This is a genomic window from Neorhizobium sp. P12A (genome assembly GCF_008365395.1).
In the GTDB taxonomy this organism is placed as follows: Bacteria; Pseudomonadota; Alphaproteobacteria; order Rhizobiales; family Rhizobiaceae; genus Rhizobium.
Genome location: NZ_QOVX01000008.1, coordinates 189715 through 215548, shown reverse-complemented (window position 1 = coordinate 215548; position 25834 = coordinate 189715). Strand labels below are relative to the sequence as shown.

Genomic DNA, 25834 nt, shown 5'->3' with positions numbered 1-25834 from the left:
CCTTTCAAGGTTTGTTTAGTGATGCAGCACTTTTGCGAGGAAGTCGCGGGCGCGCTCGCTTTGCGGGGCTGCAAAGAATTCCTTGGGCGATGACTGTTCGACGATCCGCCCGGCATCCATGAAGACCACCCGATCGGCCGCCGACCGGGCAAAGCCCATTTCATGGGTGACGACGACCATGGTCATGCCGGCATCGGCGAGAGAGCGCATGACATCCAGCACGCCGCTCACCATTTCCGGATCGAGCGCCGAGGTCGGCTCGTCGAAGAGCATGACTTCCGGCTCCATAGCCAGCGCGCGGGCAATCGCCACGCGCTGCTGCTGGCCGCCGGAGAGCTGTGACGGCATTTTGTTTGCCTGCTCGCGAACGCCGACGCGCTCCAGAAGATCGAGCGCCTTCCGCTCCGCATCCTTCTGCGTCATGCGACGCACGCGGGTGGGGCCAAGCGTGACGTTCTGCAGGATCGTGCGATGGGCGAAGAGGTTGAAGGATTGGAACACCATGCCGACGCTGGCGCGCAGCCGTGCCAGGTCCCGCCCCTCTTCCGGAATCGGCTTTCCGTTGATCTTGATCGCGCCGCTGTCGATCGTTTCAAGCCGGTTGATCGTGCGGCAGAGCGTCGATTTTCCCGATCCTGACGGACCGATGATGACGACGACCTCGCCCTTGCGTACATTCAGGCTGACGTCGTTGAGGGCGCGATAGGCGCCATAGAACTTGGTGATGTTTTCGATCAAAATCGCGGGCGTCGCCGAACTCGCCGCGGCATTGGCCTTGGCTTTTCCCAATCCTTCTGCGCTGTCCATTTCCACCCTTGCATGACCTTTTGATTACTCTTATAGAACTAGTCTTATACAAGACTATAAGACTCGATCAAGAGGTTTTTCGAGAATGAACGTTATGCCGGAGTCCGGGAACTGGGTGGACACGCACGTGCATATCTTCGAGCGGCGGCTGCCCCTGGCGGCGGCCCGCCGCTATGCGCCCGACTATGATGCCACTCCGGAAGAACTCCGCCGGGAAATGCGAACTGCAGGAATCGCCAAGGCCGTGATCGTGCAGCCGAGCTTCCTTGGAACCGACAATCATTATCTGCTGGATACGATCGTTGCAGACCCGCAATCCTTCGCCGGTATCGCAGTGATCGACCCTGCGAGCGGCATCGATGAATTGGAGGCCCTGAAAGAGGCAGGCATCGTCGGGGTGCGTCTGAACTGCATTGGCCAGCCCGCGCCGGATCTGCATCGGGGCGACCATGGGGTCATGGCGCATCGCCTCGGCGAACTCGATCTTGTGCTGCAGATCCAGGCCGAGGGCGTGCAATGGCTTTCGATCGCGCCCGGCCTTGACGACCTCCCCTGCACTATCCTTGTCGATCACTTCGGCCGTACGTCGGCCGGTGATGAAAGCGGCGGCTTCGAGGCTCTGTTGTCGAGCGCCACCGTTGCAAGCAATGTCTGGTTCAAATTTTCAGGCCCCTACCGCTTTCCCGAAGATGCCGCGGATCGCTGCGCCGCTGCAATCCTCGATGTGACCGGCCATGACCGGATCGTCTGGGGCAGTGACTGGCCGTGGACGCAATTCGAGAAGCAGCACACCTACCAGGAGACGTTCCATTGGCTCGATCGCTGGGTCGGTGATGCCGGCAACCGCCAGCAGATACTCGCGGACAATCCCGCCCGTCTCTTTGATTTCAATTCCAACAAGCACTGAAGGAAGGCTCGCAAGATGACGAATGTATCGAAGGAAAAAGTCGAGGTCGCATTGATCGACGGCGATGGCATCGGGCCGGAAATCGCCGCCGCCGTTACGGAAATCCTGGCCGTCGCCGGCGCGCGGATCGAATGGGTACCCTGCCTCGCCGGCTCTCGCGTCTTTCTCAAGGGCGACCCGACGGGACTTCCCGAAGAGACGATCGAGACCATCCGCCGCTGCAAGCTCGCGCTGAAGGCGCCGCTCGCAACTCCCCTCGGCGGCGGCGAGCGCAGCGCCAATGTCCGCCTTCGCGAAACCTTCGACACATTCGCCGCCGTGCGCCCGGCCAAGACCCTGCGGGGGCTGGAAGCCAGCTCGCGTTTCCCCGAGATCGATCTGATCCTCGTTCGTGAAAACCTCGAGGACCTTTATCTCGGTGTGGAATACGACCTCGGCCGCAACGTGTTCTCGGCGCTGAAGGTCAATTCTGAGAAGAATACGCGCCGCATCTGCAAGGCGACCTTTGCCATCGCCCGCGCACTTGGCCGCAAGCGCGTGACCGGCATCTCGAAATCGAACATCCTGAAGCGGACCGATGGCAGCTTCGACCGGATCTTCGATGAGGAAGCGAAGCTCTATCCGGATCTCATTGCCGACCGCATGCTGGTCGATGCGGCGGCCTGCAAATTCGTGACTGATCCAGGTCGTTTCGACGTCGTCATTACCAGCAATCTCTATGGTGATATCCTCAGCGATCTGACCGCCGGCCTTGCAGGTGGCCTTGGCGTCTGCGCCTCGGTCAATCTCGGCTGCGACGTCGCCATCTTCGAAGCCGTGCACGGCACCGCCCCCGATATCGCCGGCCGCAATGTCGCCAATCCGACCGCCCTGCTGCGTGCCGCGATCATGCTCCTCGATCATATCGGCCAGAACGACGTCGCACGGCGAGTGGAAGGTGCGCTCTCACTGGTCCTTCAGGAGCGCAAGTCGCTCACTGCGGATCTCGCCGCTGGCGGGCCTTCCGTCTCCACCACAGCGTTTACGCAGGCCGTCATCGATGCGCTGCCAAAGGTCGAACTCGTGGACGGGGAAACCCGCTGGCACGCGCCTTCCCTCGAAGGCCTGTCCGAGATGGGATGGAAGCCAGACGACCTCAGAAGCTTTGTCCAGGCAAGTCTGGCCCCAACCGCAGCCTAAGCAGACGGAGCTATTTCGTGGTCAGATATTGAAACATTAGACAGCGGTTGGTCGAGGATATTACTTCGGCCAACAATGCCATCCCCGCGGGTAAGTGAGTTCCGTGTCGCTCACATTCCCACGGACTGCTCGGCCGCGGCGATTGCCCGCTTGCCGAGGCCTGATTTTACAATGCGGATCAGCTCCTCCTCGCTCGTTTCCGAGGTTGCCGCATCGAGTACGATCTCGCCGGAATGCAGGAAGTTGATGCGGTCGCACACTTCGAAGATCTGGTTGTAGTTGTGGACGATCAGCACGACAGACACCTCGCGCTGGCGCCGCAGGTTCTGGATCAGTCCGAGTACATGGGCGCTCTCGCGCACCCCGAGCGCCGCAAGCGGTTCATCCAGGATCAGGACGGTCGGTGAGGAATAGATCGAACGCGCCACTGCGATGCATTGCCGTTGGCCTCCAGACAGCATGTCGACAGTGCTGTTGACGCTTGGAATGGAAATGCCGAGCGTGTCGAGATAGGTTCGCGACAGCTGCCGCATGCGCTGATTGTCGAGCAGGTTGAGCCCCAGGAAGCGCCGGCGCTGCTCGCGGCCGAGAAACATGTTGTGAAACACGCTGAGATCGCCAATCAGGGCGAGATCCTGGTAGACGGTCTCGATGCCGAGGGCACGCGCATCGCGCGGGGAATTGAACCGCATTTCCGAACCGTTGAACAGCATCTTGCCGCGATCCGGCGTATGAAAGCCGGACATAGTCTTGATCAGCGTCGATTTGCCCGCGCCGTTATCGCCGACCAGCGCCAGCACCTCCCCCTTGCGGAGCTTGAGGCTGACATCGACCAGCGCCGTCACCGCGCCGAAGCTCTTGCTGATATGCTGCATGTCGAGAATGATGGGAGCGTTTGCCGCTAGAGCGGGTATGGGTTCATCGGTCATTTGCGTTTCCTTGTGCGCAGCCTGTCGACCTGCACGTTGAGGATCATGGCGGGCCGACGGTCGTGATCAGCGAAGGCACGCGCATCCTGACGGTGATGAAGCCATTTATGAAACCGATGGCGACGCCGAGCAGTATGCCGATGATCGCGCCGGCAAATAGCGGCAGACCCCAGGTGATCGACATCAGCACCATAAGATAGGGCGCGAGCGAAAACGTGCTGCTGAGCGAGAGGTCGATTTCGCCGGTGATCATCAGCATGACTTCGGCGACCGAGATCATTCCCAGTCGGCCGGTATCACGCAGGACGACGCTCATCAGCTGCGTCGTCAGGAAGCCGCCATTGCTTCCGATCTGAAAATATATGACGAGCAGCACGGCGACGACGGCAATGCTCGCCTCCTTGTAGCGCGACAATATCGCTGCCAGCCTGCTGCCGACCGAGGGTCGCCCCGCAGGCGTTGAGGAAGCAGCGGTCCGATTGGCCTTTTCCAGGCTATTGGACTCCACGTTCATCTATATTCGACCTCGTCATTGAAGCGCCGGCGCAGCCGGCAAGGAAGTGCACAGCCGGAACCGCTGTGCACCTCGGTTTCCGGGACCCGAATTACTTGGGCTCGTCGGCGGTCCGGCCTTCGAAGCGGGTCTGGCCAGGATAGTTGTCGACATTGTCCTTGGTGACATAGGCCTGGCTGGTGTCGCTGTTTGCGGGACCAACGAGGCCTCCGGAGACCTTGTAGAGGAACATCTGCTGTACCGGCAGGAAGCCCTGCAGATAGGCCTGCTGGTCGGTGGTGAAAGTCACGTCGCCGCTCTTGATGAAGGTCAGCGTCTGCGGGAACAGATCAAAGCCGGCCACGACGCCGCCCTTCTTGGCAAGTCCGTATTTGTTCGACACGAAACCGCAGGCATAGGTATCGGAACCGCCGGTGCCGAAGAGACCGGCAACGTTCTGATGGCTCAGATAATAGGATTCGACACGCGAGATTTCGGTCTGCGGATCCGGACCGGAATTGACGACATCGTAAGTGATGCCATTGCCGAAGTCCTTGATCGCCTGGATGTAACCGTCGAGGCGCGGCTGCGTGTTGAGCGAGCCGGGAACGCCGATCGTCAGCATCACATGCGCCTTGGCAGGCAGCAGCTTCAGCCATTTCATCGCGACGTTATAGCCGGCCTGGAAAAGCGGCTGGCCGACATAGGAAAGCCGCTTGTTCGGGCTGCCCGTCGGAACGTCGGCGTTGAACGCGACGACGGGAATGCCGGCAGCGATCGCCATGTCCGTTGCTGCGTCGAATGCCTTCGGATCGACCAGGCATACTGCAATACCATCGGCCTTCTGTGCGATTGCCGTCTGCATGGCGCTGACCATTTCGGAGACGACGTTCTTCTGCGATCCCGTCCACTGGTAGGTGGCGCCGAATGCCGCGCACGCATCCTGAATGCCGTAGATGCAGGGAGTGAAGAACTGGTCGAGCGTCACATGGCAAACGAAGTGAAACTTGAACGGCTTCTTGGGCAGCCCAGCGCTCGCGGTGGCCGCAGCCTGCGCCATCGCGAAATCCGGGTTGGACATGAGCGTTGCAGCTCCGCCGGCAAGCGCCGCGGCCCCGAGACCCGCCTTGGCGGCAAAGCCGAAGGCTTGTCTGCGGCTCAGCATGCGCTGGGCAATGAGATCGTCATTTTTATCGTGACCGTCATTCAAAACTGCATCCTCCCTTTGAGGACAGGAGCCACACCTCCCGTGCGCTTGCTGTCGTACGGTTACATTGTTGTACGACAAATTCTGTGTCAATATGAATCGGCAGCCTGCGGCAAATGAGACGCCATCGGCCAGGTCACAAATTGGTGAAATCGAAAATTAGTCAGGAAAATCAATGTCGATATTGGAGAAGAGAAGCTTAGCCGGAGGACGACTGAACGTCACCACGATGGGTTTGGGTGGCACGGGTCTCGGCAATATGTATCGCGCCACCGACCCGAAGGTCGCACATGAGACCGTCCACGCCGCCTTCGAAAACGGGCTGCGCTATTTTGACACCGCTCCGGTTTACGGCTTTGGTCTCGCTGAAACGCGCCTTGGCGAAGCGATCAGGACGCTGCCGCGAGGGGAGATCGTCATCTCATCAAAGGTCGGATATGATCTGGTGCCCATCCCTGACAGCGAGGTCAAGCCGGTCCTCTGGGATGAAGCCCCTCCTTTTCGGGCCGACTTCGACTATTCGCGCGATGCGGTTCTCCGCTCGATCGAAAACTCGCTGAAGCGGCTTGGGACCGACTATATCGACATGCTGGCCATCCACGATCCGGATGAGGCCATCCATTTCGTCAAGGGTGAAGACCCCTATGCGCGCAGCCGGTTACGGGAAGCCATGGATGGAGCCTATCCGGTTCTCTCGGATCTGAGATCCCAGGGCGTCATCAAGGCGGTCGGCGTCGGCATCAACCAGTGGGAGATGCTTTCGGACTTTGTCGAGGCCGGGCAGTTCGACTACTTTCTTCTCGCCGGACGCTATACGCTGCTCGAGCAGGAGCCGCTCGCGACGCTCTTTCCCGCCTGCGAGCGCAAGGGTACGAAGCTCGTCATCGGTGGCCCCTATAATTCCGGCATCCTGGCAACGGGAGCGGTACAGGGCGCCACCTTCAACACGCGGAACGCGCCACAGGCCGTCCTTGACCGCGTTGCAAGCCTGAATGCCGTTTGCGAGAGTTATGGCGTCCCCCTCCCCGCCGCGGCGCTACAATTTCCCCTGGCACATAAGCTTGTGGTGAGCGTCATCCCGGGCGCCCGGTCGGTGGCGGAACTGGAGCAGAACCTGAAGTATATGCAATGGCCCATTCCCGATGGCCTCTGGACCGATCTCAAGAGCCAGAAACTCATTGACGAGGCTTCGCCCCTACCATCGAAAGCGGCGTGAGGCCGCTCGACAGGGCAGTCGGCCTGCCGACATCAGTCTTCGGCAGGCCAGAGCGACCTTCGCAACCGTGATTGTGCAGGTGGACGGTTAGCTAGCCTTCGGCAATGACGGCCGAAAGAGATCGTCGACTTCCCGCCAAAGTTCTTCCGGGATCACCTGATGTGACCAGGCAAGATTTTCCGCAATGCGCTCCGGCTGGCTCATGCCGAGCACGGCCGCGGAAACAAACGGATTGCGGAACGGGAACTGGATGGCCGCGGCCTGCAAGGGCACGCCATGTCGATTGCAGATCTGTTCGATCGCCTTGGCCCTCGCCACCACCTCTGCCGGCGGCGCGCCATAGTCGAAGGTCGCTGCTGCGCTGGCCGGCCCTGCTGCAAGAATGCCGGAATTGAACACGCCGGCGACCACGATCTCGACGCCACGTCGTTCCGCCTCCGGAAGAAGGTCGGCCTCCGCTCCCCGGTCAAGCAGCGTGTACCGGCCGGCCATCATGACAGCATTCAGCGAGCATGCCTTGATGAAACGCGTGGCAACGTCACTCTCGTTGACGCCAACGCCGATCGCCTTGATGTGGCCGGCTTTGCGAAGATCGTCGAGGGCACGGTAACAGCCCTCAATCGCCTCGTTGAACCGCCGCTCATAGGCGTCGCCATGGGTGAAGCGATCGACATCATGAATATAGATGAGGTCGAAGTCGGCGATCCCGAGACGGTTTGCGGACTGCTCCAGCGAGCGCATGGTGCCGGCATAGCTATAGTCGAAGACCGGTTTCAGTCGCAGCGGCGAGGCCCAGAGCCCATACTCCACCCTCTCGCCGAACGGAGGCACCATATAGCGCCCCACTTTCGTTGACACGGTGACGGTCCCGCGATCGATCGTGCGCAGGAAGCGGCCGAGTCGCAGTTCGCTAAGGCCATGACCATAGAGCGGCGCGCTATCGAAATAGCGCATCCCCGCTTCATAGGCCTGATCGAGCACCTCGGCCGCCTGGGCTTCAGTTACATCACGGTAGAGGGTGCCGAGGCCGCTCGCGCCAAATCCGAGGCGCGAACGAAAATTAATGCGGTGTCCAGAGTGATTGTCGGTCATGCGCCCATCCCCCAAAATTCCGGCAAGCGATAGGCTTCGATGGCATTCAGGCCAAAAATCTTCTGCCTGTCGGCCTCGGAGAGATCCTTGACGCACTCCTGCAGTGCATCCATCACGCGGTCATAGCTCGCTGCGACGAGGCAGACCGGCCAATCGGTGCCGAACATGCAGCGGTCGGTGCCGAAGATGTCGAGCACTTCATGGACATAGGGTTTCAGGTCTTCTGGTGTCCACGTTTGCCAGTTGGCTTCGGTCACCATGCCTGAAAGCTTGCACCAGACATGGTGCTGGCCGCGAAACTGTCGGATCAGCGCGGCCCATTCGTCGAACCCACCGCTACGGATTTCCGGTTTCGAGATGTGATCGAGCACAAAGCGCATGTCGCCGAACGCCTCGACCGTCCTGATGCACGACGGCAGTTGCGGCAGGTTCGGCACGAGGTCATAGACGAGGCCAGCGGCGCCAACTGCTTTGAGGCCTTGCCTGACATCGTCCCGCAGAAGCCAATTTGGATCGCTCTCGGTCTGGATAAGATGGCGGACGCCGACGAGCCATATGCCCTCGGGCGAGCCCCTCAGTTCGTCGAGCGTATCGACAAGGCGCGCATCGGTGAGATCGACCCAGCCGACGACACCCGCCACGAAATCCGTCGCCTGCGCCGTTCTGATGAAATCCCAGGTCTCGCCGAGATCGTTCCAGGTCTGGACCAGGACCGTCCCGGTGACGCCGTTCTTTTGAAGGGCCGGGCGCAGGTCGTCCGGCTCAAATTTTCGGTTGATCGGTTCGAATGGACCGCTCAGCCAGCCATAGTCGCCGCCGCTGGCCGGATCCCAGAAGTGATGGTGGGAATCGATGATAGGCGATGTCATGATCCGGCTCTCCTACCAGCGCTGATGAACATATTGCTTGATGTGCGTGTCGTAGATCGACTTGATCTCCCGCATGGCGCTTTCGGAAATCGCCGGAAGGGCAGCCGCCTCGGCATTCGAACGAGCTTGAGCCGGGTTGCGCGCTCCCGGGATGGCGACCGTCACTGCGTCGAACATGAGGATCCAGCGAAGCGCGAACTTGGCCATTGTCGTGTCGCCCGATACCAGCGGGCGCACCTTCTCGACGGCATCGAGGCCCACTTCGTAGGGCACGCCGGAAAAGGTCTCGCCGACGTCGAAAGCCTCGCCATTGCGGTTGAACAGCCGATGGTCGTTGGCTTCGAACTGTGTATCTCTCTTGAATTTGCCGGAAAGCAATCCGCTCGCCAGCGGTACGCGTGCGATGATGGCGACCTTCTTTTCTGCCGCCTGTGCAAAGAAATGCTCGATCGGGCGCTGCCGAAACGCATTGAAGATGATCTGCACGCTGACGACGCCGGGATATTCGATGGCCTTCAGGGCTTCCTCGACCCGTTCGACGCTGACCCCGTAGTTGCGGATCTTGCCTTGATCGACCAGCCGGTCGAGCCGCTCGAAGACCTCGGGATGATAGTAGAGGTCCGTCGGAGGGCAATGGAGCTGCACGAGGTCGAGGCAATCCGTCTCGAGATTCCTGAGGCTTCGGTCGATCCAGCCGTTCAGGTTCTCGGTGCTATAGCCCTCCACCGATTGCTGTGGCAATCGACGGCCGGCCTTGGTGGCAATGAAGGGACGCTCGCCGCCGCGTTCGCGCATCACTTTCGCGATCAGTTTTTCGGAATGGCCGTCGCCATAGACATCGGCGGTATCGATGAACGTCACGCCGGTATCCAGTGCGGCGTGCAGTGCTGCCAGCGCTTCTTCGTCATTAACCTCCCCCCAGGCTGCGCCGATCGCCCAGGCTCCAAAGCCGATCTCACTGACTTTCCGACCTGTGCGGCCGAACTCCCTGTTACGCATCTCTCACTCCCTCGTTTGCTTGCCCCGACATTGCCGGTGGCCTGCGGTTAGACTTGCTTGACATTCTCCGTCAACCCAATTATCAGAAAACAGGGTTGTACGACAACCCGGTAAGTACGCAAAATCTGCACTGGGAGGATTAGATCGTGCGATCACTTGTGATGGGAGGCATTTCTGTTGCGCTCGGCCTTGGCGCGTCTGTACAACTGGCGTCCGCGGAGGACACGATCAAGATCGGTGTCGTCGCGGCCGAATCCGGCGCCTTCGTTTCCGCCGGCCATACGCTGCCCGCTGGCGTCGGTCTGGCGGTAAAGGAAATCAACGCGGCCGGCGGCGTGAAAGTCGGCGACAAGACCTACAAGCTCGAGATGGTCAAGCGCGACGACCGCACTGATATCTCGACGGCAATCGCTGCGACGCAGGAGCTTGTGCGCGACCAGAAAGTGGCGGCAATTTTCGGTTCCGAGACGCATGACTTCACGCTTGCAATGACGAAGATTACGCAGCCTGCAAAGGTGATCCAGATCGCCGGCAACAGCACTCTTGCGAAAATCCTGAACCCGCAATCGGTCGCTTCGGGTGGTGAAGACCACTATCTGTTCCAATCCGAGCCGCAGGAATTCCAGCGGTCCGGCTCGACCGCCCGTGGCGTTCTCAGCCTCCTGACCCCGCTCGTCGGCCACCCGTTGAAGAAGTCCGTCGTCATCGTCGGCAATGACGCGACCGGTCAGTTCCTGACGTCCTATTACGTCAAGGCTCTCAAGGCCGAAGGCCAGGAAGTGCCTGAGGTCATCTCCTATCCGCCTGATACCACGGACTTCTCTCCGTTCCTGACACGCGCCAAGAGCCTCAATCCTGACGTCGTGCACTTCTGGTACAACGGCGACTCGACGCTGACGGCATTGCCTCAGGCGCTGGAACTTGGCGTGGCCCCCAGCTATTTCCTGTTCGGCGTCGATCCCGGCATCTGGAAGGAGCGCAATTTGAGCGCTGATGTCCCGGTCGCCATGAGCTGCGTCCCAATCTGCTGGGGCGAATCTTCGAACGCCAATGCGAAGACCTATTTCAAAAACTACTTCGCCGCCGGCGCCCCGAAGGGTGTGACCTCTTCTGTCTCGCTCCTCTATTACGACTACGTGCACATGCTGGCCGAGGCCTGGGAGAAGGCCGGCTCGCTTGATCCTGACAAGACCGTGGCAGCGCTCGAAACCCTGCATCACAAGGGCGTTGTCTCCGACGATCTGGCCTTCAACAAGAGTCATCAGGTGACCCACGCCACCGAAGTCTGCGCCGCTGCACCCGGCGGAAACATCTCCTGCGCGATGCAACAGCCCCCTGCCGAAGCCCCTGCGGAATAGGCTGTCAGAGCGCCGTCCCGCCGGTTGCCCCCAAGGCCGGCGGGACCTTTTGTTACAGGAACAGGCGGGCCAAGCGCGCGACGCCCGCACAACAGCGGAACAAGGCTGTGGACATTCTCATTCAGCAAATCCTCAACGGTCTGTCGATCGCGAGCGTCATCACGCTGATCGCCGTCGGGGTCACATTGATTTTTGGGCTGACCGGCATCATCAATTTCGCGCACGGCGAATTCCTGATGGTGGGGAGCATCGTCACCTGGCTCGCCGTTCAGGCTGGCCTTGGCTTTTTCATCGCCCTTGTGCTTGCGGTCGTGGCCGTCGCCGCGATGGGTTTCGTGCTGGAGCGCGGGTTGTTTCGCTTCACGCTGACACGACCGACCAATGGGTTCATCGTTTCGCTGGGCCTGATTGTGGTTCTGCAGCACATCGTTATTTTCTTTTATGATCCGAACCAGAAGAGCATTCCGCGACCCCTCAACGGCATCTGGGCTGTCGGAGGCGTCCGCATCGCCTCGGTGCGTGTCATGGTCATTCTCGTGACCATTGCCGTGGTCGCTCTCACCTTCGCCATGGTGACCCGCAGCCGCTATGGCCGCGCACTTCGCGCCGCCGTCGACGATCGCGATACCGCCGCCTTGATGGGCATTCCGGTCCGCCGCTATATCACCGGCGTCTTCGTTCTCGGCAGCGCGCTTGCCGGGCTCGGCGGTGCGCTCCTGATCGCCCTCTTTCCGATCACTCCATTCACCGGCGGAACAATGGTCATGAAGGGATTTGCCGTGGCCCTGATCGGCGGCCTTGGAAATCTGACCGGCGCGGTCGTTGCAGGCCTGATCCTCGGGATCGTCGAGGGCTTCAGCGCGGGCTACGGCTTCTCCGAATGGACCGACGCTTATTCCTTCGCGTTGATGATTTTGGTGCTGCTGTTCCGCCCGAACGGTCTCTTCGGCGGCACAAGCGGGCCGAAGATGGCTTGAGGCTCGAAAGGTAACATCATGAACACGTCTCTTTCGTCGCTTCGCTCGCTTGTTCCGGCCCTAGTGGTGTTGGCGGTGCTTGCGCTTGCCCCCTACATCGGGCCTAGCAATCGTATGCTATCGCTCGCCATTTCCGCCGGCATCAACATTGTTGCTCTCTATGGCCTGTCGGTCCTCTTCGGACAAGCCGGCATCCTGTCGATGGGCCACGCAGCACTCGTCGGTGTCGGAGCCTATGCCGCCGCACTGTTTGCACGCGATGCTGATGTAGGCTTCTGGTTGGCATTGCCGCTCGGGGGGATTTTCGCCGCCATCGCGGCGACAGTGATCGGCATCCCGTCGCTGCGTGTCTCGGGTCATCACTTCGTCATCATGACATTCGCCTTTGGACAGCTGCTGACGATCGTGCTGACCAATGGTGGCGACTATACGGGTGCGGCAACCGGGCTAGACCTGCAGTTCCCTGTCACTGTCTTCGGGCAGCCTGCCGACGATCTCATCCCCTATTACTACATCGTGCTTTTCTTCGTTGCTCTGAGCGCCGTCGCGAGCTGGATGATCATCAACTCGCCCTACGGGCGCACGCTACGCGCCATCCGGGAGAACGAGAAGCTGGCCGCCTCGCTGGGTATCAATGTGGGCCGACACAAGATCGGCGCCTTCGTCGTCAGCGGGGTTTTCGCGGGCGTATCCGGTGTCCTCCTCGCCTATTTCTTACGCCATATCTCACCCAGTCAATTCGCCTCCTTCCCGAGCATCTACCTCGCCCTGATGGTCATGATCGGGGGGGCAAGACTGCTGCTCGGACCGCTCGCGGGCGGCATTCTCGTTTCCTTCCTGCCTGAAGTGCTCAACCTTGATCCGGTCGAATCCCGCATTCTCTACGGTGTCTGCCTGATCGCGGTCATCCTGCTTCTCCCCAACGGACTGATCGCGGGCCTGCTGGAAGGGTGGCAACGGTTGTTCCGGATGTTGATGCGGAAGGATACGGCAAGCCGAACCGCCGACGGAAATCATGCGTCGGAGGCGGGCCGATGAACGCCATTCTCGAGATCAAGGGACTGAAGAAGCAGTTCGGCGGGCTGACGGCGCTATCGGGCGTCGACCTATCGATAGAGGAAGGAGAGATCCTCGGGATCGTCGGCCCTAACGGATCCGGCAAGACGACGCTTTTCAACGTCATTACCGGCGTCCACAAGCCGACTGAAGGCAAGGTCAGCTGGCGCGGACGCGACATCACCAGTCTGGCAGCGCATCAGGTATCGGGCGCGGGTATCGGCTATACGTTCCAGCAGGCCATGGCCTTTCCCGGCCTCTCGGTCCACGAGAATGTCCAGATCGCCTGCGAGCACTCGCATCGCATCAGCCGTCCCTATCCCTGGACAACGCCGGCCGCACTGCTTGACTTCGTCGGGCTGACGGCTCTGGCGCAGGAACGGGCCGGAATCCTGCCCTTCGGCAGCCTGCGCCTGCTAGGTGTCGCCCTGGCGCTCGCGACGCGACCATCGCTCATCTTGCTCGACGAGCCCGCGGCCGGCCTCAATGATCGAGAAACGGCAACGCTGGTCGGTCTCGTTAAGCAATTTCCTGAACACGGCATCAGCGTCTGCGTGATCGATCACGATATGAAGCTGATGCAGATGCTCTGCAAGCGATTGGTCGTGCTGGATTTCGGTTCGAAGATCGCCGACGGGCTGACCCAGGACGTACTCTCCGATCCTAAAGTCCTCGAAGTCTATCTTGGAGGTGCGCTATGAGCCTGCTTGAGGTTTCGAACGTAACGACCGGCTACGGTGCGACTGTCGTCAATCGCGACGTTTCCATCGCGCTCGACGAAGGCGAAGTCATCACCATTCTCGGCCCCAACGGGGCGGGCAAGTCCACGCTTTTGCGCACCATCGTCGGGCTGGTCAAGCCAAGGGCGGGAAGCATCCGCTTTGCGGGCGAAGACCTGACGGGAAAGACGCCCGATATCATGGCCAAGCGTGGCGTCGTCCTGGTGCCGGAGGGCCGGCGTATCTTCGCGGATATGACGGTCGAGGAGAACCTTCGGCTCGGCGCCTATGCCAGACGCGATGCCGGTGCCGTCGACACCGACGTGAAGACGATGGAGAATTTCTTCCCGATTCTCGCGACCAAGCGCCAGCAGAAAGGCGGGTCGCTGAGTGGCGGCCAGCAACAGATGTTGGCGATCGCCCGCGGTCTGATGGCCAGGCCACGCGTGCTTCTTCTCGACGAACCTTCGCTCGGTCTTTCGCCGCTGCTCGTCAAGGAGATCCAGGCGATCATCCTTGATATCGGCAAGACCTTCGGCGCATCCGTTCTTCTGGTCGAGCAAAATGCGGGACTTGCCTTGTCTGTGGCGACTCGCGGCTATCTCATGCAGAATGGCCGCATTGCCACATCAGGACCGATTTCCGATCTCAAGGATATGTCGCTGATGCGCGAGCTCTATCTCGGCGGCGTGGCGGAAAAGGTATAGCGATGCGCTCAATTGCTCTTTCATATGGCCGCGGCCACATTGACATTGAACTGCCCGCCGGTGTGCGGCCAACGATCATCCGCAAGCAACAGCTGCCGAAACTGCCCGATCAACAGGCAGCCGTGATTGCGTCTTTCGATGCGCCGGTGGCATCGCCGACGCTGGCCGAGCTTGCTCGCGGCCGCAAGAGTGCCTGCATTCTCATCTGCGATATTACCCGACCGGTTCCCAACAAGCTCTTCCTGCGGCCGATGATCGAGACCATGTGGTCCTCGGGTATTCCGAAGGATCAGATCGTCGTTCTTGTCGCGACCGGTCTGCATCGCCCCAACCTCGATGACGAACTGGCCGAACTCGTCGGCGATCCCTGGGTGCTGGACAATGTCCGGGTCGAAAATCACTACGCCCGGGACGACGCCGCCCACATCGACCTCGGCTTCACGAAGACCCGTCTTACTCCGGTCAAACTGGACCGGTTGTTTGTTGAGGCCGATCTGCGGATTGCCACCGGGCTGGTGGAACCTCATTTTATGGCCGGCTGGTCGGGTGGACGCAAGGTCATCTCGCCCGGCGTCGCCCATCACGAAACGATCCGCACCTTCCACTCGGCTCGCTTCATGGAAGATCCGCTGGCGGTCCAGTGCAATCTCATCGGCAATCCCCTGCACGAGGAGCAGCTCGAGATCGTCCGCATGCTTGGCGAGGTCTATGCCGTGAACACCGTTCTCGATGAGGACCGTGATCTCGTCTGCGTCACCTTCGGCGAGATCATCGCCAGCCATCAGGCGGCCGTCGATTTCGTCAGCGGCGTCACCCAGATTCCGCTCAACCGCAAGTTCTCGACCGTCGTCACGTCTTCGGCCGGCTATCCGCTGGACAAGACCTACTACCAGACGATCAAAGGCATGGTGACGCCGCTCGATATCCTGAAGCCGGGAGGCACTTTGATCATCGCGTCGGAATGCTCGGAGGGTTTCGGATCGGCCGAATTTCGCGAGGCGCAGGCTCGGTTGGTCGACCTCGGGCCGGATCGGTTTCTCGCCACGCTCACTGCCAAGACCCTTGCGGAGATCGATGAGTGGCAAACGGAAATGCAGCTGAAGCCCATGCGCCTCGGCAAAGTCGAGCTCTATACAACTGGGCTTTCCGGCGATGACCGACGTTTGACCGGTGTCGGGATGATCGACGACCTTTCCGGCGCAATCGCCCGCAGTATCACCGCAGGCGGAGATCCCGATGTCGCCATTATCCCCGAAGGTCCCTATGTCGTTCCGCGATATGCCGCGTGAACGATCAACGATGGAGATTGGCGTCGCGCAGCTCTTCGAAGCGAGCCGTGCTTTTCGACAGGTGGTTGCGCAATGCCTTGCGGGCAGCCGCCTCATTGCCTTCGCGGATCGCCTGGAAGATCGCGTGATGTTCCTTGCGCATGCGTGTCGCATGACGTTCGCGCTCGGCCGCGGTCATCTTGTCGAGACGCGCCCATTGACGGGGCACCATGGCGGTTCCAAACGTATCGAACAGGCGTCCGTAATAGGAATTCTGCGTGGCGACGAGTATGGCCCGGTGGAACGCGAAGTCTTCCTCGGCGCCGTAGCCGCCCTGCTCTATCGCGTGATCAAGCGCATCCAGCCGGTCCTGTATGCGGACGATATCCTCCGGCGTGCGCCGAAGCGCGGCAAGTCCGGCCGCTTCATACTCGATGCCGAGACGAAGCTCGAGGACACGCAGCACCTCGTCGATCGACTGCAGGTCATTAGGAATGATCGAGAAGGTGCGCGGCATCGGATCGTTCGAAACAAAGGCGCCGAGCCCCTGCCTAGTGGTAATCAGGCCCTTGGCGCGCAAGGTCGCCAGCGCTTCGCGTACGATCGTGCGGCTGACGCCCGTCGCTTCCATGATCGCCTGCTCCGTCGGCAGCCGCTGTCCGGGCTTCAGGTCGCCGGACTCGATCTGGCCGATCAGACTGTCGACAAGCCCGCTGCGCAAATTTGGCGTCTGCGGGATCGTGTTGAAAACGGCGTTGTCCCTATCCTTCATGCTGTCTTGACGTCCATAATTACCGTCTGGCGAGTGGCCGATGATGTCGTTGCTACCGCATACGCAGGCAAAAAGCAAAATCCCGCATGACGGGAACACACCAAACGAACCGGGAGGAAAGAATGAAAGAGGAAATCGGGTTTATCGGTCTCGGCGCGATGGGTTCCGGCATGGCGGCAAACCTGCTGGCGAAGGGCTGGCCGCTGACGGTCATGGCGCACAGGAAGCGCGAAGCCATAGAGCAGCTGAAGAGCCTCGGCGCAGGCGAGGCAGCCACGCCCAGGGAACTGGCGGAGGCATCCGATGTCGTCATATTCTGCGTCACCGGTTCGGAACAGGTCCAGGAATTGCTGTCCGGGCCTAACGGCATTCTCGCGGCTGGCAAGCAACTTCTCATCATCGATTGTTCGACTTCCAATCCGGCGGTGACGATCAAGCTCGTGGAGGATCTTGCCCGTCAGGGGATTACGCTCGTCGATGCGCCGCTGGCCCGTACGCCCAAGGAAGCGGCCGAGGGCAAGCTCGATGTTATGGCGGGAGGCTCGCCTGAGGCGATTGCCCGGGCACGACCGATCCTTGAAGCCTTCGCCGCCCGCATTGTTGAAACCGGTCCCGCAGGGACGGGACATACGATGAAGCTTCTCAACAATTTCGTTTCGATGGGATACTCGGCAATCTACTCCGAGGCGCTGATGATCGCCGCCAAGGCCGGGCTGACGCCGCAGGTCTTCGACAGCGTGCTGCGCGGCAGCCGCATGGATTGCGGCTTCTACCAGGCCTTCTTCGACTTCGTGTTGAACCGCAACGAGAATGCCCAGCGCTTCGCCATGGCGAACGCGTTGAAAGACATGTCTTATCTGGCCTCACTGGCTCAGGCGGTTCAGGCGGTCAATCCGGTTGGCGCGGCAGTCCGCAACAGCTTTGCCACTGCCGTCGCGGCAGGTCATGGCCAGTCCTTCGTGCCGGCGCTGTCGGACGTTATCGCAAGCGCGAACGGCGTTTCGCTGGTCGAAGCATCGAGCCGCTGATAGGACGAGCAGCATGCTGGACATCCATCTCGATCCGCTCGGCGGCATTTCCGGCGATATATTCGTCGCAGCCATCCTCGATCTCAGGCCCGATCTCGAAACCGGGCTGCGGGCGGCTTTAGCACTCTGCCCGATGATCGGAGAGGTCGAGTGCGATGTGATCGATCATCACGACGGCGTGCTGACCGGTCGCCGCTTCATCGTGCGGCATGCGAAACACGGCGAGGACCATGCCCATGATCATGGGCATGACGGTCATGATCACAGTCATGACCATCATTCCGGCCACGAACATCAGCACGGCACGGATGGCCATATCCATACACATGCCGACCATTCACCGGCCGTGGATCATCATCATGAGCACGTGGCATGGCGAGACATTCGTAACGCGCTTGCGGAGTTCCAGCTGGACGGCGAGACCATCCGCCACGCGATCGGCATCTTTCAACGCCTGGCCGAAGCCGAAGCCAGGGTGCATGGCACACATCCCGACGATGTTGCGTTCCACGAGGTCGGGGCGTGGGATTCGATCGCCGATATCGTCTCCGCAGCATGGCTGGTGGCGCAGCTTGGCGCGGCACGCTGGACTGCCGGGCCGGTTCCGCTTGGGAGCGGACGTGTCAGGACGGCCCACGGCCTGCTGCCTGTTCCAGCCCCTGCAACGGTCCATCTGCTGCGGGAGTTCGAGGTGATCGACGACGGCATCGGTGGCGAGCGGGTGACGCCGACCGGAGCGGCGATCCTGTCCTATCTTTGCAACGACCAGAAGGTGGTCGGGAGGCACGGACGCAGGCTCATCTCCTCCAGCCATGGCTTCGGCAGCAAACGGCTGCAAGGGGTCAGCAACTGTCTTCGCGTGCTGGCGTTCGAGCGGCCTGATGCTGCCCAATCGTCCGGGGATAGGGTCGCAGTTCTCGAATGCGAAATCGACGACCAGACTGGTGAAGACCTTGCACAAGCGATAGACAGGCTCCGTGGCCGCGCGGATGTCTACGACGTCGTGCAGGCGCCGGTTTTCGGCAAGAAGGGACGGATGATGACGCATCTGCGGGTTCTCGCGGCGACTGACGCAAAGGAGGAGGTCGCCGCAGCGATCCTCGACGAGACGACGAGCATCGGCGTGCGCATGACCACCACCGAGCGGATGACGTTGAGGCGGGAAGCTGCCACGGTGGAGCATGAGGGGACGGTCTACGCCTTCAAAATCGTCGAACGACCTTCCGGCAGCACGGCCAAACTGGAGGCCGATATGCTGACCTCCATCGAAGGTGTAGGCCCCCGCAACGCGCTTCGCCGGCTCCTGGACGGATTGCTGAGGCAAAAGAGAGGAGAGCTTCGATGAGAGATGCACTCGAAGACGTGTTGTCTTCCCTCGGTGAAGTTTCGATCGCTGTCAGCGGCGGGGTAGATTCCGTTACGCTTGCGACGATCGCAAACCGTCTCAACGGTCCCGATCGCGTTGCAATCGTCCATGCCGTCTCGCCCGCCGTCCCGCCCGAGGCGACCGAGCGGGTCCGGGCGCTTGCCGCCAGCGAGAGTTGGGACCTACGCATCATCGATGCGGGCGAATTTGGCGATGCCGATTACCTAAAAAACCCGGTCAACCGCTGTTTCTTCTGCAAGGGCAATCTCTACGGAGCGATCGCGGCCCTGTCGGATAGACAGATCCTATCGGGTACGAACCTGGATGACCTCGGCGAGTACCGGCCCGGTCTCGACGCGGCAAAGAACTTTTCCGTTCGCCATCCCTTTGTGGAAGCCGGCATCGACAAGAAGGGCGTACGTGAGCGTGCGCGACTAGCTGGTCTAGGCATGATCTCGGAACTGCCCGCGTCTCCCTGTCTTTCGAGCCGCATCGAGACATCGATCGCAATAAGGCAGGATGTCCTTGCGGCGGTGCATCGCATCGAAAGCTTTCTGACGAAAACGCTCGATCCCAAGACCGTGCGATGCCGTGTGCGCCGTAGCGGCATTGTCGTCGAGCTTGATCCGGACGCGCTTTCGCGCGCCGGGACGTTGGCGGCCAACGGCGATGCCCTACGCGATCTGCTCCCCGATGCCTACAAGGGTCAGCCGCTGAGTTTCGAGCAATATCGCAATGGCAGCGCCTTCGTGGGAGCAAGGCCGTGAGAGACGATGTCGTCTTCGACTTTGCGCGCGCCGAGCGGATCGGCCTCAGCGAGGCGGTCTTCTGCGCCGGCAAGTCGCCAGAGCAGATCGCAGCCATTCTGGAAGGCGCGCGTGAGAGAGAAGCCGGGTTGTTGCTAACGCGTCTGGACGCGGCCAAGCTCGCTGCGTTGCCCGCGGCGCTGACGGAACAGCTGGACTGGTGCGAGCTCTCGCAATCGGCCTTCTTCGGTCCGCTCCAACCTATTGCCGTCAATGGCCAGGTGGCGATTGTCGCTGCCGGAACCTCGGATGCGCCAGTCGCAAGAGAGGCGGCGAGGACGCTCCGGCATGCCGGCGTTGAGGCATCGAGTATCGTCGATGTCGGCGTTGCCGGACTGTGGCGGTTAATGGATCGGATCGAAGACATCCGCCGCTATCCGATCGTCATCGCCGTTGCGGGGATGGATGCCGCGTTGGCGAGCGTTCTTGGAGGGCTCTACGGCGGCAGTCTCATCTGTGTGCCGACCTCGGTCGGATATGGCGCCTCCGAGCAAGGGCGTACGGCGTTGAATGCGATGCTTGCGAGCTGCGCCCCGGGCTTGCTCGTCTGCAATATCGACAATGGTTACGGCGCCGCCTGCGCGGCGCTGCGCATGTTAAAGACAATGAATCTTCGGTGAGGAGGCGCCTAGACGCCTCCTCCACCATCTCAATCCGCATTGACAGTTAGTTGCGTCTGTTCCCCGAGGCCCTCTATCCCGAGCCGGATCGTCTGGCCGGCGGTCAGGAAGAGCGGCGGCTTCATTCCGAGGCCGACGCCGGGAGGCGTTCCTGTCGAGATGATATCGCCCGGCTGCAGGCTCATGAACTGCGAAATATAGTGAACGAGGAAGGCAACGCCGAAGATCATCGTCTTGGTCGAGCCGTTCTGGCGCATCGTGCCATCGACGGACAGCCACATCTTGAGGTTCTGCGGATCGGCGATTTCGTCGCGGGTCACCATCCAGGGGCCGATCGGGCCGAAGCTGTCGGCGGACTTGCCCTTGGTCCACTGTCCGCCACGCTCCGCCTGGAATTCGCGTTCCGACACGTCGTTGATCAGGCAATAACCCGCAACATGCTTCATCGCGTCGGCTTCAGAAACGTAGCGTGCCTCGTCGCCGATAACGACGCCGAGTTCGACTTCCCAATCGGTCTTCTTTGATTTGCGCGGGATAATGACGTTGTCATCAGGACCGGTGATAGCGCTGGTCGCCTTCATGAAGAGGATCGGCTCTTCGGGGATCGCCGCCCCGGTCTCGGCCGCATGGTCGGCATAGTTGAGACCGACGCAGATGAACTTGCCGGTGCGCGCCACGCAGGGTCCGAAGCGGCCCGGCTCGGCGACGACAGGCAGACTCTCGACATCGATCGCGGCAATGCCGACAAGTCCCGATGCCGTCAGGTTATCGCCGGCAATGTCGTCGATCCGACCGCTCAGATCTCTCACGTTTCCGCTCGCGTCGAGAATGCCCGGCTTTTCGGAGCCACGCGGTCCAAATCTCAAAAGTTTCATATGATTATCCCCGTATCCTTAAGTGTCTTTTCAGGCATTTGCCCAGCCGCCGTCGATGACGATGGCATTTCCGGTCATGAAGGCGGATTCATCGCTCGCGAGATAGACGACGAGCTCGGCGACTTCCTCCGCCGTTCCCAAACGTCCCATCGGCTGGCGGGCAATGAAGCCCGAACGTGCCTGTTCGTAATCGCCAAGCGCCCGCATGCGATCCTGGAGCGAAGGACTTTCGACTGTTCCCGGGCAGATCGCATTGGCCCGGATACCCTTGCCGACATAATCCAGCGCGACCGATTTCGTCAGCCCGATCACTGCTGCCTTGGTGGTCCCGTAGATGAAGCGGTTCGGCGCGGCGATGACGGTGGAAGCAACCGACGCCATGTTGACGATTGACCCGTCGCCGCGCGCAATCATGCCCGGCAGGAAAGCGCGGATCATGCGGTACATGGCACGCATGTTGAGATTGACCGAGAAGTCGAAAGCATCCTCGTCGCAGTCGAGGATCGAGCCGTGATGAACGAAGCCGGCGCAATTGAACAGAATATCGGGCGCGTCGATTTCCTCGCTAAGAGCCCGGATCGCCGCGGGATCGAGCACATCGAGCTTGCGGGTCGTGACACCGGCAAGGTCGTTCAGCGTGCCGAGCTTTTCGGCATCGATATCGGTTGCGAGAACATGAGCGCCCTCCCGCAGGAATGCCAGCACCGTGGCACGCCCCATCCCCTGTCCGGCGGCGGTGACGATCGCCGTCTTTCCCTTCAGTCTTCCCGTCATTTGAAATCCTCAAGACATTATTCTGATTGCTCTTCCGCAAGACCGACACGGCTTGCTGCGCCGTGAAGATGCTGGCGCATGGCATCTCGGGCCTCATCGACCTGCCGGGCCTCGATGGCATCGAGGATGCGCTGGTGTTCGCCGAGCGTGACGGCTGCGAGATCTTCCGAGCGCTGCTGATTGCCCGAGGCGAGGATGCTCTCGCGCACGCGTTCGGAGACGAAGGTGAGGAACTGCACCATGTAGGGGTTGCCTGTCGCTGCAGCCACCGTCTTGTGGAACTCAAGGTCGGTCTTCAGCCACATGACGCTGCCGTATGGCGCGGCCTGCATGGTTGTTAGCGCTTCTCTCATGGCCGATAGATCGCTGTCGGTTCGCCGGCTGGCGGCGAGTGCGGCTCCCTCGACTTCGAGGATACCGCGCAGCTCGAAAAGCGACTGGAAGGCGTTGGCCTGCTGCAGCGCCTCATAGTCGATGGTCAGCACCGTTGCATTCGGCTGATCCGCCACGAAGGCGCCACGACCCTGCTGCGACCAGATGCGTCCCTCGGAGCGTAATCTTGCGATCGCCTCGCGCACGACGTTGCGACTGACGCCGAAGGTCGTCGCCAGCTGCTGTTCCGTCGGCAACTGATCGCCGGGCTTCAACCGGCCCTGTGCAATCTCGCGCGAGATCGAACTCGCGACCAATGTCGAAAGATGCGGCCCTCGATTGACCTTGTCGAGCTTCAGCGCCATTCCCTATTCCCCTGCCCCTGCTTCCACGCGTTCCAATATCCGTCCTTCGCTCAAAAGATGGCTCGGATCGAATGCGTCTTTGATCCGGCGCGACAGCTCGAGCGTCAAGGGGTCGGCGCGCTTGAGAAAGGCCGCCTGTTTGACACGACCGATACCATGCTCGGCGCTGATCGAACCGCCATGCTTGTCGATCATATCGAAGATCACCTCTTCCGTGGCATGGAAGAGTTCGTCGAAACGATTGGCCGACATATTCTCAGGCGGCACGATATTCATATGGATATTGCCATCCCCGACATGGCCGTAGGTAACGGCGATCGCCTCGGGATGCCTCTCCGCAAGGGCCTCGAGTGTGTCGGTAACGAAGGAGGCCAGGCTCGATATCGAGACCGACACATCCGTCCTCAGATAGCGACCTCCCCGTCCCTGCGCTTCCACCATCATTTCACGCAGCAGCCAGAGCCGATCGGCCTGCGCCTTGCTGCTGGCGATGACACCGTCGAGAACAAGATCGGATGCGTCGGCGAGGAAGCCCTCGAGCAACGCACGCAGGTCGACGCGTCCCGCAGCTGATGTCTCGATAAGAACATAGACGGGATAAGGCTGATCCAGCGGATCGCGCAGATCATCTCTGGCGTTGAGTGCAATCTCGATGCCGCCGCGCAACAGAAGCTCGAATGCGCTCAGAAGATCGCTGCATTCGCGCCTAGCGCGGGCATAAAGCTGCATGGCATCCTCCACGGAGCGAAGACCAACCAGGGCAGTTTCAACCTTGTCAGGCATCGGGAAGATCTTCAGCGCGGCCGCGGTGACGATCCCGAGCGTGCCCTCGCTGCCAATGAACAGCTGCTTGAGGTCATAGCCGCGATTGTCCTTTCGCAAGGTGCGAAGCCCGTCCCAGACGCGTCCGTCAGCGAGGACGACCTCCAGGCCGAGTACGAGATCGCGGGTCATGCCGTATCTCAAGACGTTGAAGCCACCGGCATTGGTCGAAACGTTGCCGCCGATGCGGCAGGTACCCTGAGCGCCGAACGTGATCGGGAGAATACAGTCCGCCGTCTCGGCCTGGCGCTTGGCATCCTCGAGAATGCATCCGGCTTCCACGACTATCGCGAAATCGATGGCGTTGACGGAACGAACCTTGTTCATTCTCTCTAGGGAGACGACCAGTTCGCCGCCCGGGTAGCTCGGTACCGCGGCTCCGACGAGGCCCGTCAGTCCGCCTTGCGGGACAACATGGATCTGCTGTTCGTGACAGCATTTCATCAGGCTGCTCAGTTCGGCCGTCGACCGCGGTCGCGCGACGATCAGCGGTCGAGCGTAATGATCGCCGGACCAGTCACGGCTGTATCGCTCCATGGCGTCCGTGTCCGTCAGGAACAGATCCGCCGGCATGGCAGAGGAAAGGGCTGCAAGCGCTCTTTCCTGGAGAGGCGGATGGGCATTCATATGGTTGCTCCGATTAGACGGGAAAACATCTGGACAACTGGGTCACTTACATGGTTATCATACAACACTGGTTGTGAACATCAAGTGCAGGGACCATTTCCGCTGCTCTCATTTTTCTAAAAACCAGTGTGAAAACGATAACTTGCAGGAGGATCCGTACCATGACCGCAGCGTCCGGCCAATTTCGTATGATGCATACTATGATCCGCGTTCTCGACCTCGACCGGTCGATCAAGTTCTACACCGAGCTGCTCGGCATGAAGCTGCTGCGCAGAGAGGATTATCCCGGCGGAAAGTTCACCAACGCCTTCGTCGGCTATGGCCCGGAAGAAACCGATACGGTTGTCGAGCTGACCTACAATTGGGGTCGCGAGGAGCCCTATGATCTCGGCACCGGCTTTGGCCACCTTGCGCTCGGCGTCAACGATATCTACGCCGTCTGCGCAGCGCTGGAGAAGCAGGGCGCAAGAATTCCGCGTCCGCCAGGCCCGATGATGCACGGCACCACGCATATCGCCTTCATCGAAGACCCGGACGGCTACAAGATCGAGTTGATCGGACTGGACACGATGTAACGAAGACTTGCCGTCTGACCGGCCGCGCCCCATGGCGCGGCCTTTTTGATGTTCGGATGAGGTCATCTGCCGCTCCATCATTTGATGATCGCGATCTTGCTGCGATCGATGGTGATGGCGACTGCGAGAATGAGAACCGCGCCGAAGACGACATTCTCGGCAAAGATGTTGATGCCGACGAAGGTCATACCGATACGGACGATCGAAATGATCAGCGCACCGACAGCGGTACGCGCGACGCCGCCGAGACCTCCGGTGATAGCCGTACCGCCGACGATGACCGCCGCGATGGCCGGCAGCAGCAGCTGATTGGCGAGATTGGGCGACCCGCTGGACAGGCGGGCAGCGAGAATAACCCCTGCAATCGCGGCCAGCATGCCGGAAACGGCGAAAGCAATGATCTTCGTGCGCTCGACATTGATCCCTGCGGCAATCGCTGCCGGTTCTCCGGCGCCGATCGCCAGGCTATGGCGGCCGAAGCGGGTATAGCGGAGACCTGCGAAGGCAAGCAGGCCGATCACGGCGGCAATCCAGATAACCGTCGGCAGACCGGCAAATGTTCCGTTGATCCACGCCGTGTTTTCGCGGCCGCCTTCCTCGATCGTAATCGCGCGCCCGGCAGCGGCCCAGAGCGCTATGCCCGCCACGACACCGCCGGTTGCGAGCGTCGCGACGAAAGAAGGCACCTTCAGCCGCACATGGACGTAGCCGCTGAGAATGCCGAAGACCAGGCCGGACAGGATCGCGAACACGAAGGCCAGCATGCCGAACCTCGGCAGCAGTTGCGCGAGGATGACGCTCGACAGCGACGCCACCGACTGGATCGACAGGTCGATGCCGCCGATCAGGATCACGAAAGTGACCCCTGCTGCCAGGATGAACAGAACGGCGGTGTTGGATAGCAAAAGCAGAAGCGTATCGCCGGTCAGAAAGCCGGGTGCTGCGAGTTCGATGATCAGCACTAGCGCGACAAGTAGCGCCGGCGGTATGGCACCCTGCATCCAACCTGCTGCGAGAAGGGCCTTTATATCCTTGATGCGTTCCATGGT

At 60.8% G+C, this 25834-nt stretch carries 27 protein-coding genes; 14 read left to right on the top strand and 13 right to left on the bottom strand.

Translation table 11 applies throughout. The features are described from left to right. Positions 1–15: 15 nt before the first annotated feature. Positions 16–807, bottom strand: a complete 792-nt coding sequence (locus DTW90_RS22305) for an amino acid ABC transporter ATP-binding protein (RefSeq protein ID WP_149341012.1) — start codon at positions 805–807, stop codon at positions 16–18. 94 nt (positions 808–901) lie between these two features. Here DTW90_RS22305 and DTW90_RS22300 point away from each other — a divergent pair, with 94 nt between their 5' ends. After that, on the top strand, positions 902–1714 hold the full coding sequence (locus tag DTW90_RS22300) for an amidohydrolase family protein (protein WP_188080013.1): 813 nt from the start codon (positions 902–904) through the stop codon (positions 1712–1714). A 15-nt stretch (positions 1715–1729) separates the two neighbouring features. Beyond that, a complete protein-coding gene (locus tag DTW90_RS22295) occupies positions 1730–2893 on the top strand; it encodes an isocitrate/isopropylmalate family dehydrogenase (RefSeq protein ID WP_149341008.1) in 1164 nt (387 codons plus the stop codon). Between the two features lie 110 nt (positions 2894–3003). On the opposite strand, the gene DTW90_RS22290 is transcribed toward DTW90_RS22295, so the two are convergent. The 3 genes from DTW90_RS22290 to DTW90_RS22280 all read right to left on the bottom strand — a co-directional run bounded on the left by DTW90_RS22290 (position 3004) and on the right by DTW90_RS22280 (position 5525). Continuing rightward, on the bottom strand, positions 3004–3822 hold the full coding sequence (locus DTW90_RS22290; protein WP_149341006.1) for an ATP-binding cassette domain-containing protein: 819 nt from the start codon (positions 3820–3822) through the stop codon (positions 3004–3006). 43 nt (positions 3823–3865) lie between these two features. Then, positions 3866–4336, bottom strand: coding sequence for an ABC transporter permease (locus DTW90_RS22285; protein WP_149341003.1), 471 nt, complete (start codon positions 4334–4336; stop codon positions 3866–3868). Between the two features lie 91 nt (positions 4337–4427). Next, entirely contained in the window at positions 4428–5525 is a 1098-nt protein-coding gene (locus DTW90_RS22280; RefSeq protein WP_149341001.1) for a sugar ABC transporter substrate-binding protein, read from the bottom strand. A gap of 172 nt (positions 5526–5697) precedes the next feature. Here DTW90_RS22280 and DTW90_RS22275 point away from each other — a divergent pair, with 172 nt between their 5' ends. Next, positions 5698–6738: an aldo/keto reductase gene (locus DTW90_RS22275; RefSeq protein ID WP_149340999.1), complete on the top strand. Its 1041-nt coding sequence runs from the start codon at positions 5698–5700 to the stop codon at positions 6736–6738. 87 nt (positions 6739–6825) lie between these two features. Here the strand turns inward: DTW90_RS22275 and DTW90_RS22270 are convergent, their stop codons facing one another. The 3 genes from DTW90_RS22270 to DTW90_RS22260 are packed head-to-tail and all read right to left on the bottom strand — an operon-like array spanning position 6826 to position 9698. Then, complete coding sequence (locus tag DTW90_RS22270; protein ID WP_149340997.1) at positions 6826–7830, bottom strand: aldo/keto reductase; 1005 nt, start codon at positions 7828–7830, stop codon at positions 6826–6828. Further along, complete coding sequence (locus DTW90_RS22265) at positions 7827–8699, bottom strand: amidohydrolase family protein (protein ID WP_149340995.1); 873 nt, start codon at positions 8697–8699, stop codon at positions 7827–7829. Before DTW90_RS22265 ends, DTW90_RS22270 begins: the two co-directional genes overlap by 4 nt. A gap of 12 nt (positions 8700–8711) precedes the next feature. Further along, a complete protein-coding gene (locus tag DTW90_RS22260) occupies positions 8712–9698 on the bottom strand; it encodes an aldo/keto reductase (protein WP_149340993.1) in 987 nt (328 codons plus the stop codon). A 146-nt stretch (positions 9699–9844) separates the two neighbouring features. Here DTW90_RS22260 and DTW90_RS22255 point away from each other — a divergent pair, with 146 nt between their 5' ends. From DTW90_RS22255 to larA, 6 genes are all read left to right on the top strand, one after another. Beyond that, entirely contained in the window at positions 9845–11056 is a 1212-nt protein-coding gene (locus DTW90_RS22255) for an ABC transporter substrate-binding protein (RefSeq protein WP_132525862.1), read from the top strand. A gap of 107 nt (positions 11057–11163) precedes the next feature. Then, positions 11164–12033 (top strand): branched-chain amino acid ABC transporter permease, encoded by an 870-nt coding sequence (locus DTW90_RS22250; protein ID WP_149340992.1) that lies wholly within the window; start codon positions 11164–11166, stop codon positions 12031–12033. Between the two features lie 18 nt (positions 12034–12051). Further along, entirely contained in the window at positions 12052–13071 is a 1020-nt protein-coding gene (locus DTW90_RS22245; protein WP_149340990.1) for a branched-chain amino acid ABC transporter permease, read from the top strand. Continuing rightward, positions 13068–13790, top strand: a complete 723-nt coding sequence (locus tag DTW90_RS22240; RefSeq protein WP_149340988.1) for an ABC transporter ATP-binding protein — start codon at positions 13068–13070, stop codon at positions 13788–13790. The genes DTW90_RS22245 and DTW90_RS22240 overlap by 4 nt, the downstream gene beginning before the upstream one ends. Beyond that, a complete protein-coding gene (locus DTW90_RS22235) occupies positions 13787–14515 on the top strand; it encodes an ABC transporter ATP-binding protein (RefSeq protein ID WP_132525854.1) in 729 nt (242 codons plus the stop codon). Before DTW90_RS22240 ends, DTW90_RS22235 begins: the two co-directional genes overlap by 4 nt. 2 nt (positions 14516–14517) lie before the next feature. Further along, positions 14518–15804: a nickel-dependent lactate racemase gene (gene larA / locus DTW90_RS22230; RefSeq protein WP_188080012.1), complete on the top strand. Its 1287-nt coding sequence runs from the start codon at positions 14518–14520 to the stop codon at positions 15802–15804. Positions 15805–15808: 4 nt separating this feature from the next. Here larA and DTW90_RS22225 read toward each other — a convergent pair whose 3' ends face one another. Beyond that, positions 15809–16555 (bottom strand): FadR/GntR family transcriptional regulator, encoded by a 747-nt coding sequence (locus DTW90_RS22225; RefSeq protein WP_132525850.1) that lies wholly within the window; start codon positions 16553–16555, stop codon positions 15809–15811. A gap of 59 nt (positions 16556–16614) precedes the next feature. Here DTW90_RS22225 and DTW90_RS22220 point away from each other — a divergent pair, with 59 nt between their 5' ends. The 4 genes from DTW90_RS22220 to larB are packed head-to-tail and all read left to right on the top strand — an operon-like array spanning position 16615 to position 20375. Next, complete coding sequence (locus DTW90_RS22220) at positions 16615–17583, top strand: NAD(P)-dependent oxidoreductase (protein ID WP_281026133.1); 969 nt, start codon at positions 16615–16617, stop codon at positions 17581–17583. A 13-nt stretch (positions 17584–17596) separates the two neighbouring features. Next, the gene (locus DTW90_RS22215; protein ID WP_149340985.1) at positions 17597–18928 is read left to right on the top strand and encodes a LarC family nickel insertion protein; all 1332 of its coding nucleotides are present in this window, start codon (positions 17597–17599) and stop codon (positions 18926–18928) included. Next, the gene (locus DTW90_RS22210; RefSeq protein ID WP_149340983.1) at positions 18925–19716 is read left to right on the top strand and encodes an adenine nucleotide alpha hydrolase; all 792 of its coding nucleotides are present in this window, start codon (positions 18925–18927) and stop codon (positions 19714–19716) included. The genes DTW90_RS22215 and DTW90_RS22210 overlap by 4 nt, the downstream gene beginning before the upstream one ends. Beyond that, positions 19713–20375, top strand: coding sequence for a nickel pincer cofactor biosynthesis protein LarB (gene larB, locus DTW90_RS22205; RefSeq protein WP_149340981.1), 663 nt, complete (start codon positions 19713–19715; stop codon positions 20373–20375). The genes DTW90_RS22210 and larB overlap by 4 nt, the downstream gene beginning before the upstream one ends. Positions 20376–20404: 29 nt before the next feature. Here the strand turns inward: larB and DTW90_RS22200 are convergent, their stop codons facing one another. From DTW90_RS22200 to DTW90_RS22185, 4 genes are read right to left on the bottom strand one after another with little or no spacing between them, the layout of a single operon-like run. Continuing rightward, positions 20405–21250 (bottom strand): fumarylacetoacetate hydrolase family protein, encoded by an 846-nt coding sequence (locus DTW90_RS22200; RefSeq protein WP_149340979.1) that lies wholly within the window; start codon positions 21248–21250, stop codon positions 20405–20407. Between the two features lie 30 nt (positions 21251–21280). Further along, complete coding sequence (locus tag DTW90_RS22195) at positions 21281–22024, bottom strand: SDR family oxidoreductase (RefSeq protein ID WP_149340977.1); 744 nt, start codon at positions 22022–22024, stop codon at positions 21281–21283. A gap of 17 nt (positions 22025–22041) precedes the next feature. Continuing rightward, positions 22042–22761: a FadR/GntR family transcriptional regulator gene (locus tag DTW90_RS22190; RefSeq protein ID WP_149340975.1), complete on the bottom strand. Its 720-nt coding sequence runs from the start codon at positions 22759–22761 to the stop codon at positions 22042–22044. 3 nt (positions 22762–22764) lie between these two features. After that, positions 22765–24210, bottom strand: a complete 1446-nt coding sequence (locus tag DTW90_RS22185) for an FAD-binding oxidoreductase (RefSeq protein WP_149340974.1) — start codon at positions 24208–24210, stop codon at positions 22765–22767. Positions 24211–24371: 161 nt separating this feature from the next. Between DTW90_RS22185 and gloA the strand changes: the two genes are divergently transcribed. Further along, on the top strand, positions 24372–24785 hold the full coding sequence (gene gloA / locus DTW90_RS22180) for a lactoylglutathione lyase (RefSeq protein ID WP_149340972.1): 414 nt from the start codon (positions 24372–24374) through the stop codon (positions 24783–24785). A gap of 77 nt (positions 24786–24862) precedes the next feature. On the opposite strand, the gene DTW90_RS22175 is transcribed toward gloA, so the two are convergent. Then, on the bottom strand, positions 24863–25831 hold the full coding sequence (locus tag DTW90_RS22175; RefSeq protein WP_149340970.1) for an ABC transporter permease: 969 nt from the start codon (positions 25829–25831) through the stop codon (positions 24863–24865). Between the last annotated feature and the right edge of the window lie 3 nt (positions 25832–25834).

Excerpts from the sequence above, each read along its gene's own strand:
- DTW90_RS22305 (WP_149341012.1), bottom strand. The coding sequence starts at position 807 with ATGGACAGCGCAGAAGGATTGGGAAAAGCCAAGGCCAATGCCGCGGCG.
- DTW90_RS22300 (WP_188080013.1), top strand. The coding sequence starts at position 902 with ATGCCGGAGTCCGGGAACTGGGTGGACACGCACGTGCATATCTTCGAG.
- DTW90_RS22295 (WP_149341008.1), top strand. The coding sequence starts at position 1,730 with ATGACGAATGTATCGAAGGAAAAAGTCGAGGTCGCATTGATCGACGGC.
- DTW90_RS22290 (WP_149341006.1), bottom strand. The coding sequence starts at position 3,822 with ATGACCGATGAACCCATACCCGCTCTAGCGGCAAACGCTCCCATCATT.
- DTW90_RS22285 (WP_149341003.1), bottom strand. The coding sequence starts at position 4,336 with ATGAACGTGGAGTCCAATAGCCTGGAAAAGGCCAATCGGACCGCTGCT.
- DTW90_RS22275 (WP_149340999.1), top strand. The coding sequence starts at position 5,698 with ATGTCGATATTGGAGAAGAGAAGCTTAGCCGGAGGACGACTGAACGTC.
- DTW90_RS22270 (WP_149340997.1), bottom strand. The coding sequence starts at position 7,830 with ATGACCGACAATCACTCTGGACACCGCATTAATTTTCGTTCGCGCCTC.
- DTW90_RS22265 (WP_149340995.1), bottom strand. The coding sequence starts at position 8,699 with ATGACATCGCCTATCATCGATTCCCACCATCACTTCTGGGATCCGGCC.
- DTW90_RS22260 (WP_149340993.1), bottom strand. The coding sequence starts at position 9,698 with ATGCGTAACAGGGAGTTCGGCCGCACAGGTCGGAAAGTCAGTGAGATC.
- DTW90_RS22245 (WP_149340990.1), top strand. The coding sequence starts at position 12,052 with ATGAACACGTCTCTTTCGTCGCTTCGCTCGCTTGTTCCGGCCCTAGTG.
- DTW90_RS22240 (WP_149340988.1), top strand. The coding sequence starts at position 13,068 with ATGAACGCCATTCTCGAGATCAAGGGACTGAAGAAGCAGTTCGGCGGG.
- DTW90_RS22235 (WP_132525854.1), top strand. The coding sequence starts at position 13,787 with ATGAGCCTGCTTGAGGTTTCGAACGTAACGACCGGCTACGGTGCGACT.
- larA (WP_188080012.1), top strand. The coding sequence starts at position 14,518 with ATGCGCTCAATTGCTCTTTCATATGGCCGCGGCCACATTGACATTGAA.
- DTW90_RS22225 (WP_132525850.1), bottom strand. The coding sequence starts at position 16,555 with ATGAAGGATAGGGACAACGCCGTTTTCAACACGATCCCGCAGACGCCA.
- DTW90_RS22215 (WP_149340985.1), top strand. The coding sequence starts at position 17,597 with ATGCTGGACATCCATCTCGATCCGCTCGGCGGCATTTCCGGCGATATA.
- DTW90_RS22210 (WP_149340983.1), top strand. The coding sequence starts at position 18,925 with ATGAGAGATGCACTCGAAGACGTGTTGTCTTCCCTCGGTGAAGTTTCG.
- DTW90_RS22200 (WP_149340979.1), bottom strand. The coding sequence starts at position 21,250 with ATGAAACTTTTGAGATTTGGACCGCGTGGCTCCGAAAAGCCGGGCATT.
- DTW90_RS22195 (WP_149340977.1), bottom strand. The coding sequence starts at position 22,024 with ATGACGGGAAGACTGAAGGGAAAGACGGCGATCGTCACCGCCGCCGGA.
- DTW90_RS22190 (WP_149340975.1), bottom strand. The coding sequence starts at position 22,761 with ATGGCGCTGAAGCTCGACAAGGTCAATCGAGGGCCGCATCTTTCGACA.
- DTW90_RS22185 (WP_149340974.1), bottom strand. The coding sequence starts at position 24,210 with ATGAATGCCCATCCGCCTCTCCAGGAAAGAGCGCTTGCAGCCCTTTCC.
- gloA (WP_149340972.1), top strand. The coding sequence starts at position 24,372 with ATGACCGCAGCGTCCGGCCAATTTCGTATGATGCATACTATGATCCGC.
- DTW90_RS22175 (WP_149340970.1), bottom strand. The coding sequence starts at position 25,831 with ATGGAACGCATCAAGGATATAAAGGCCCTTCTCGCAGCAGGTTGGATG.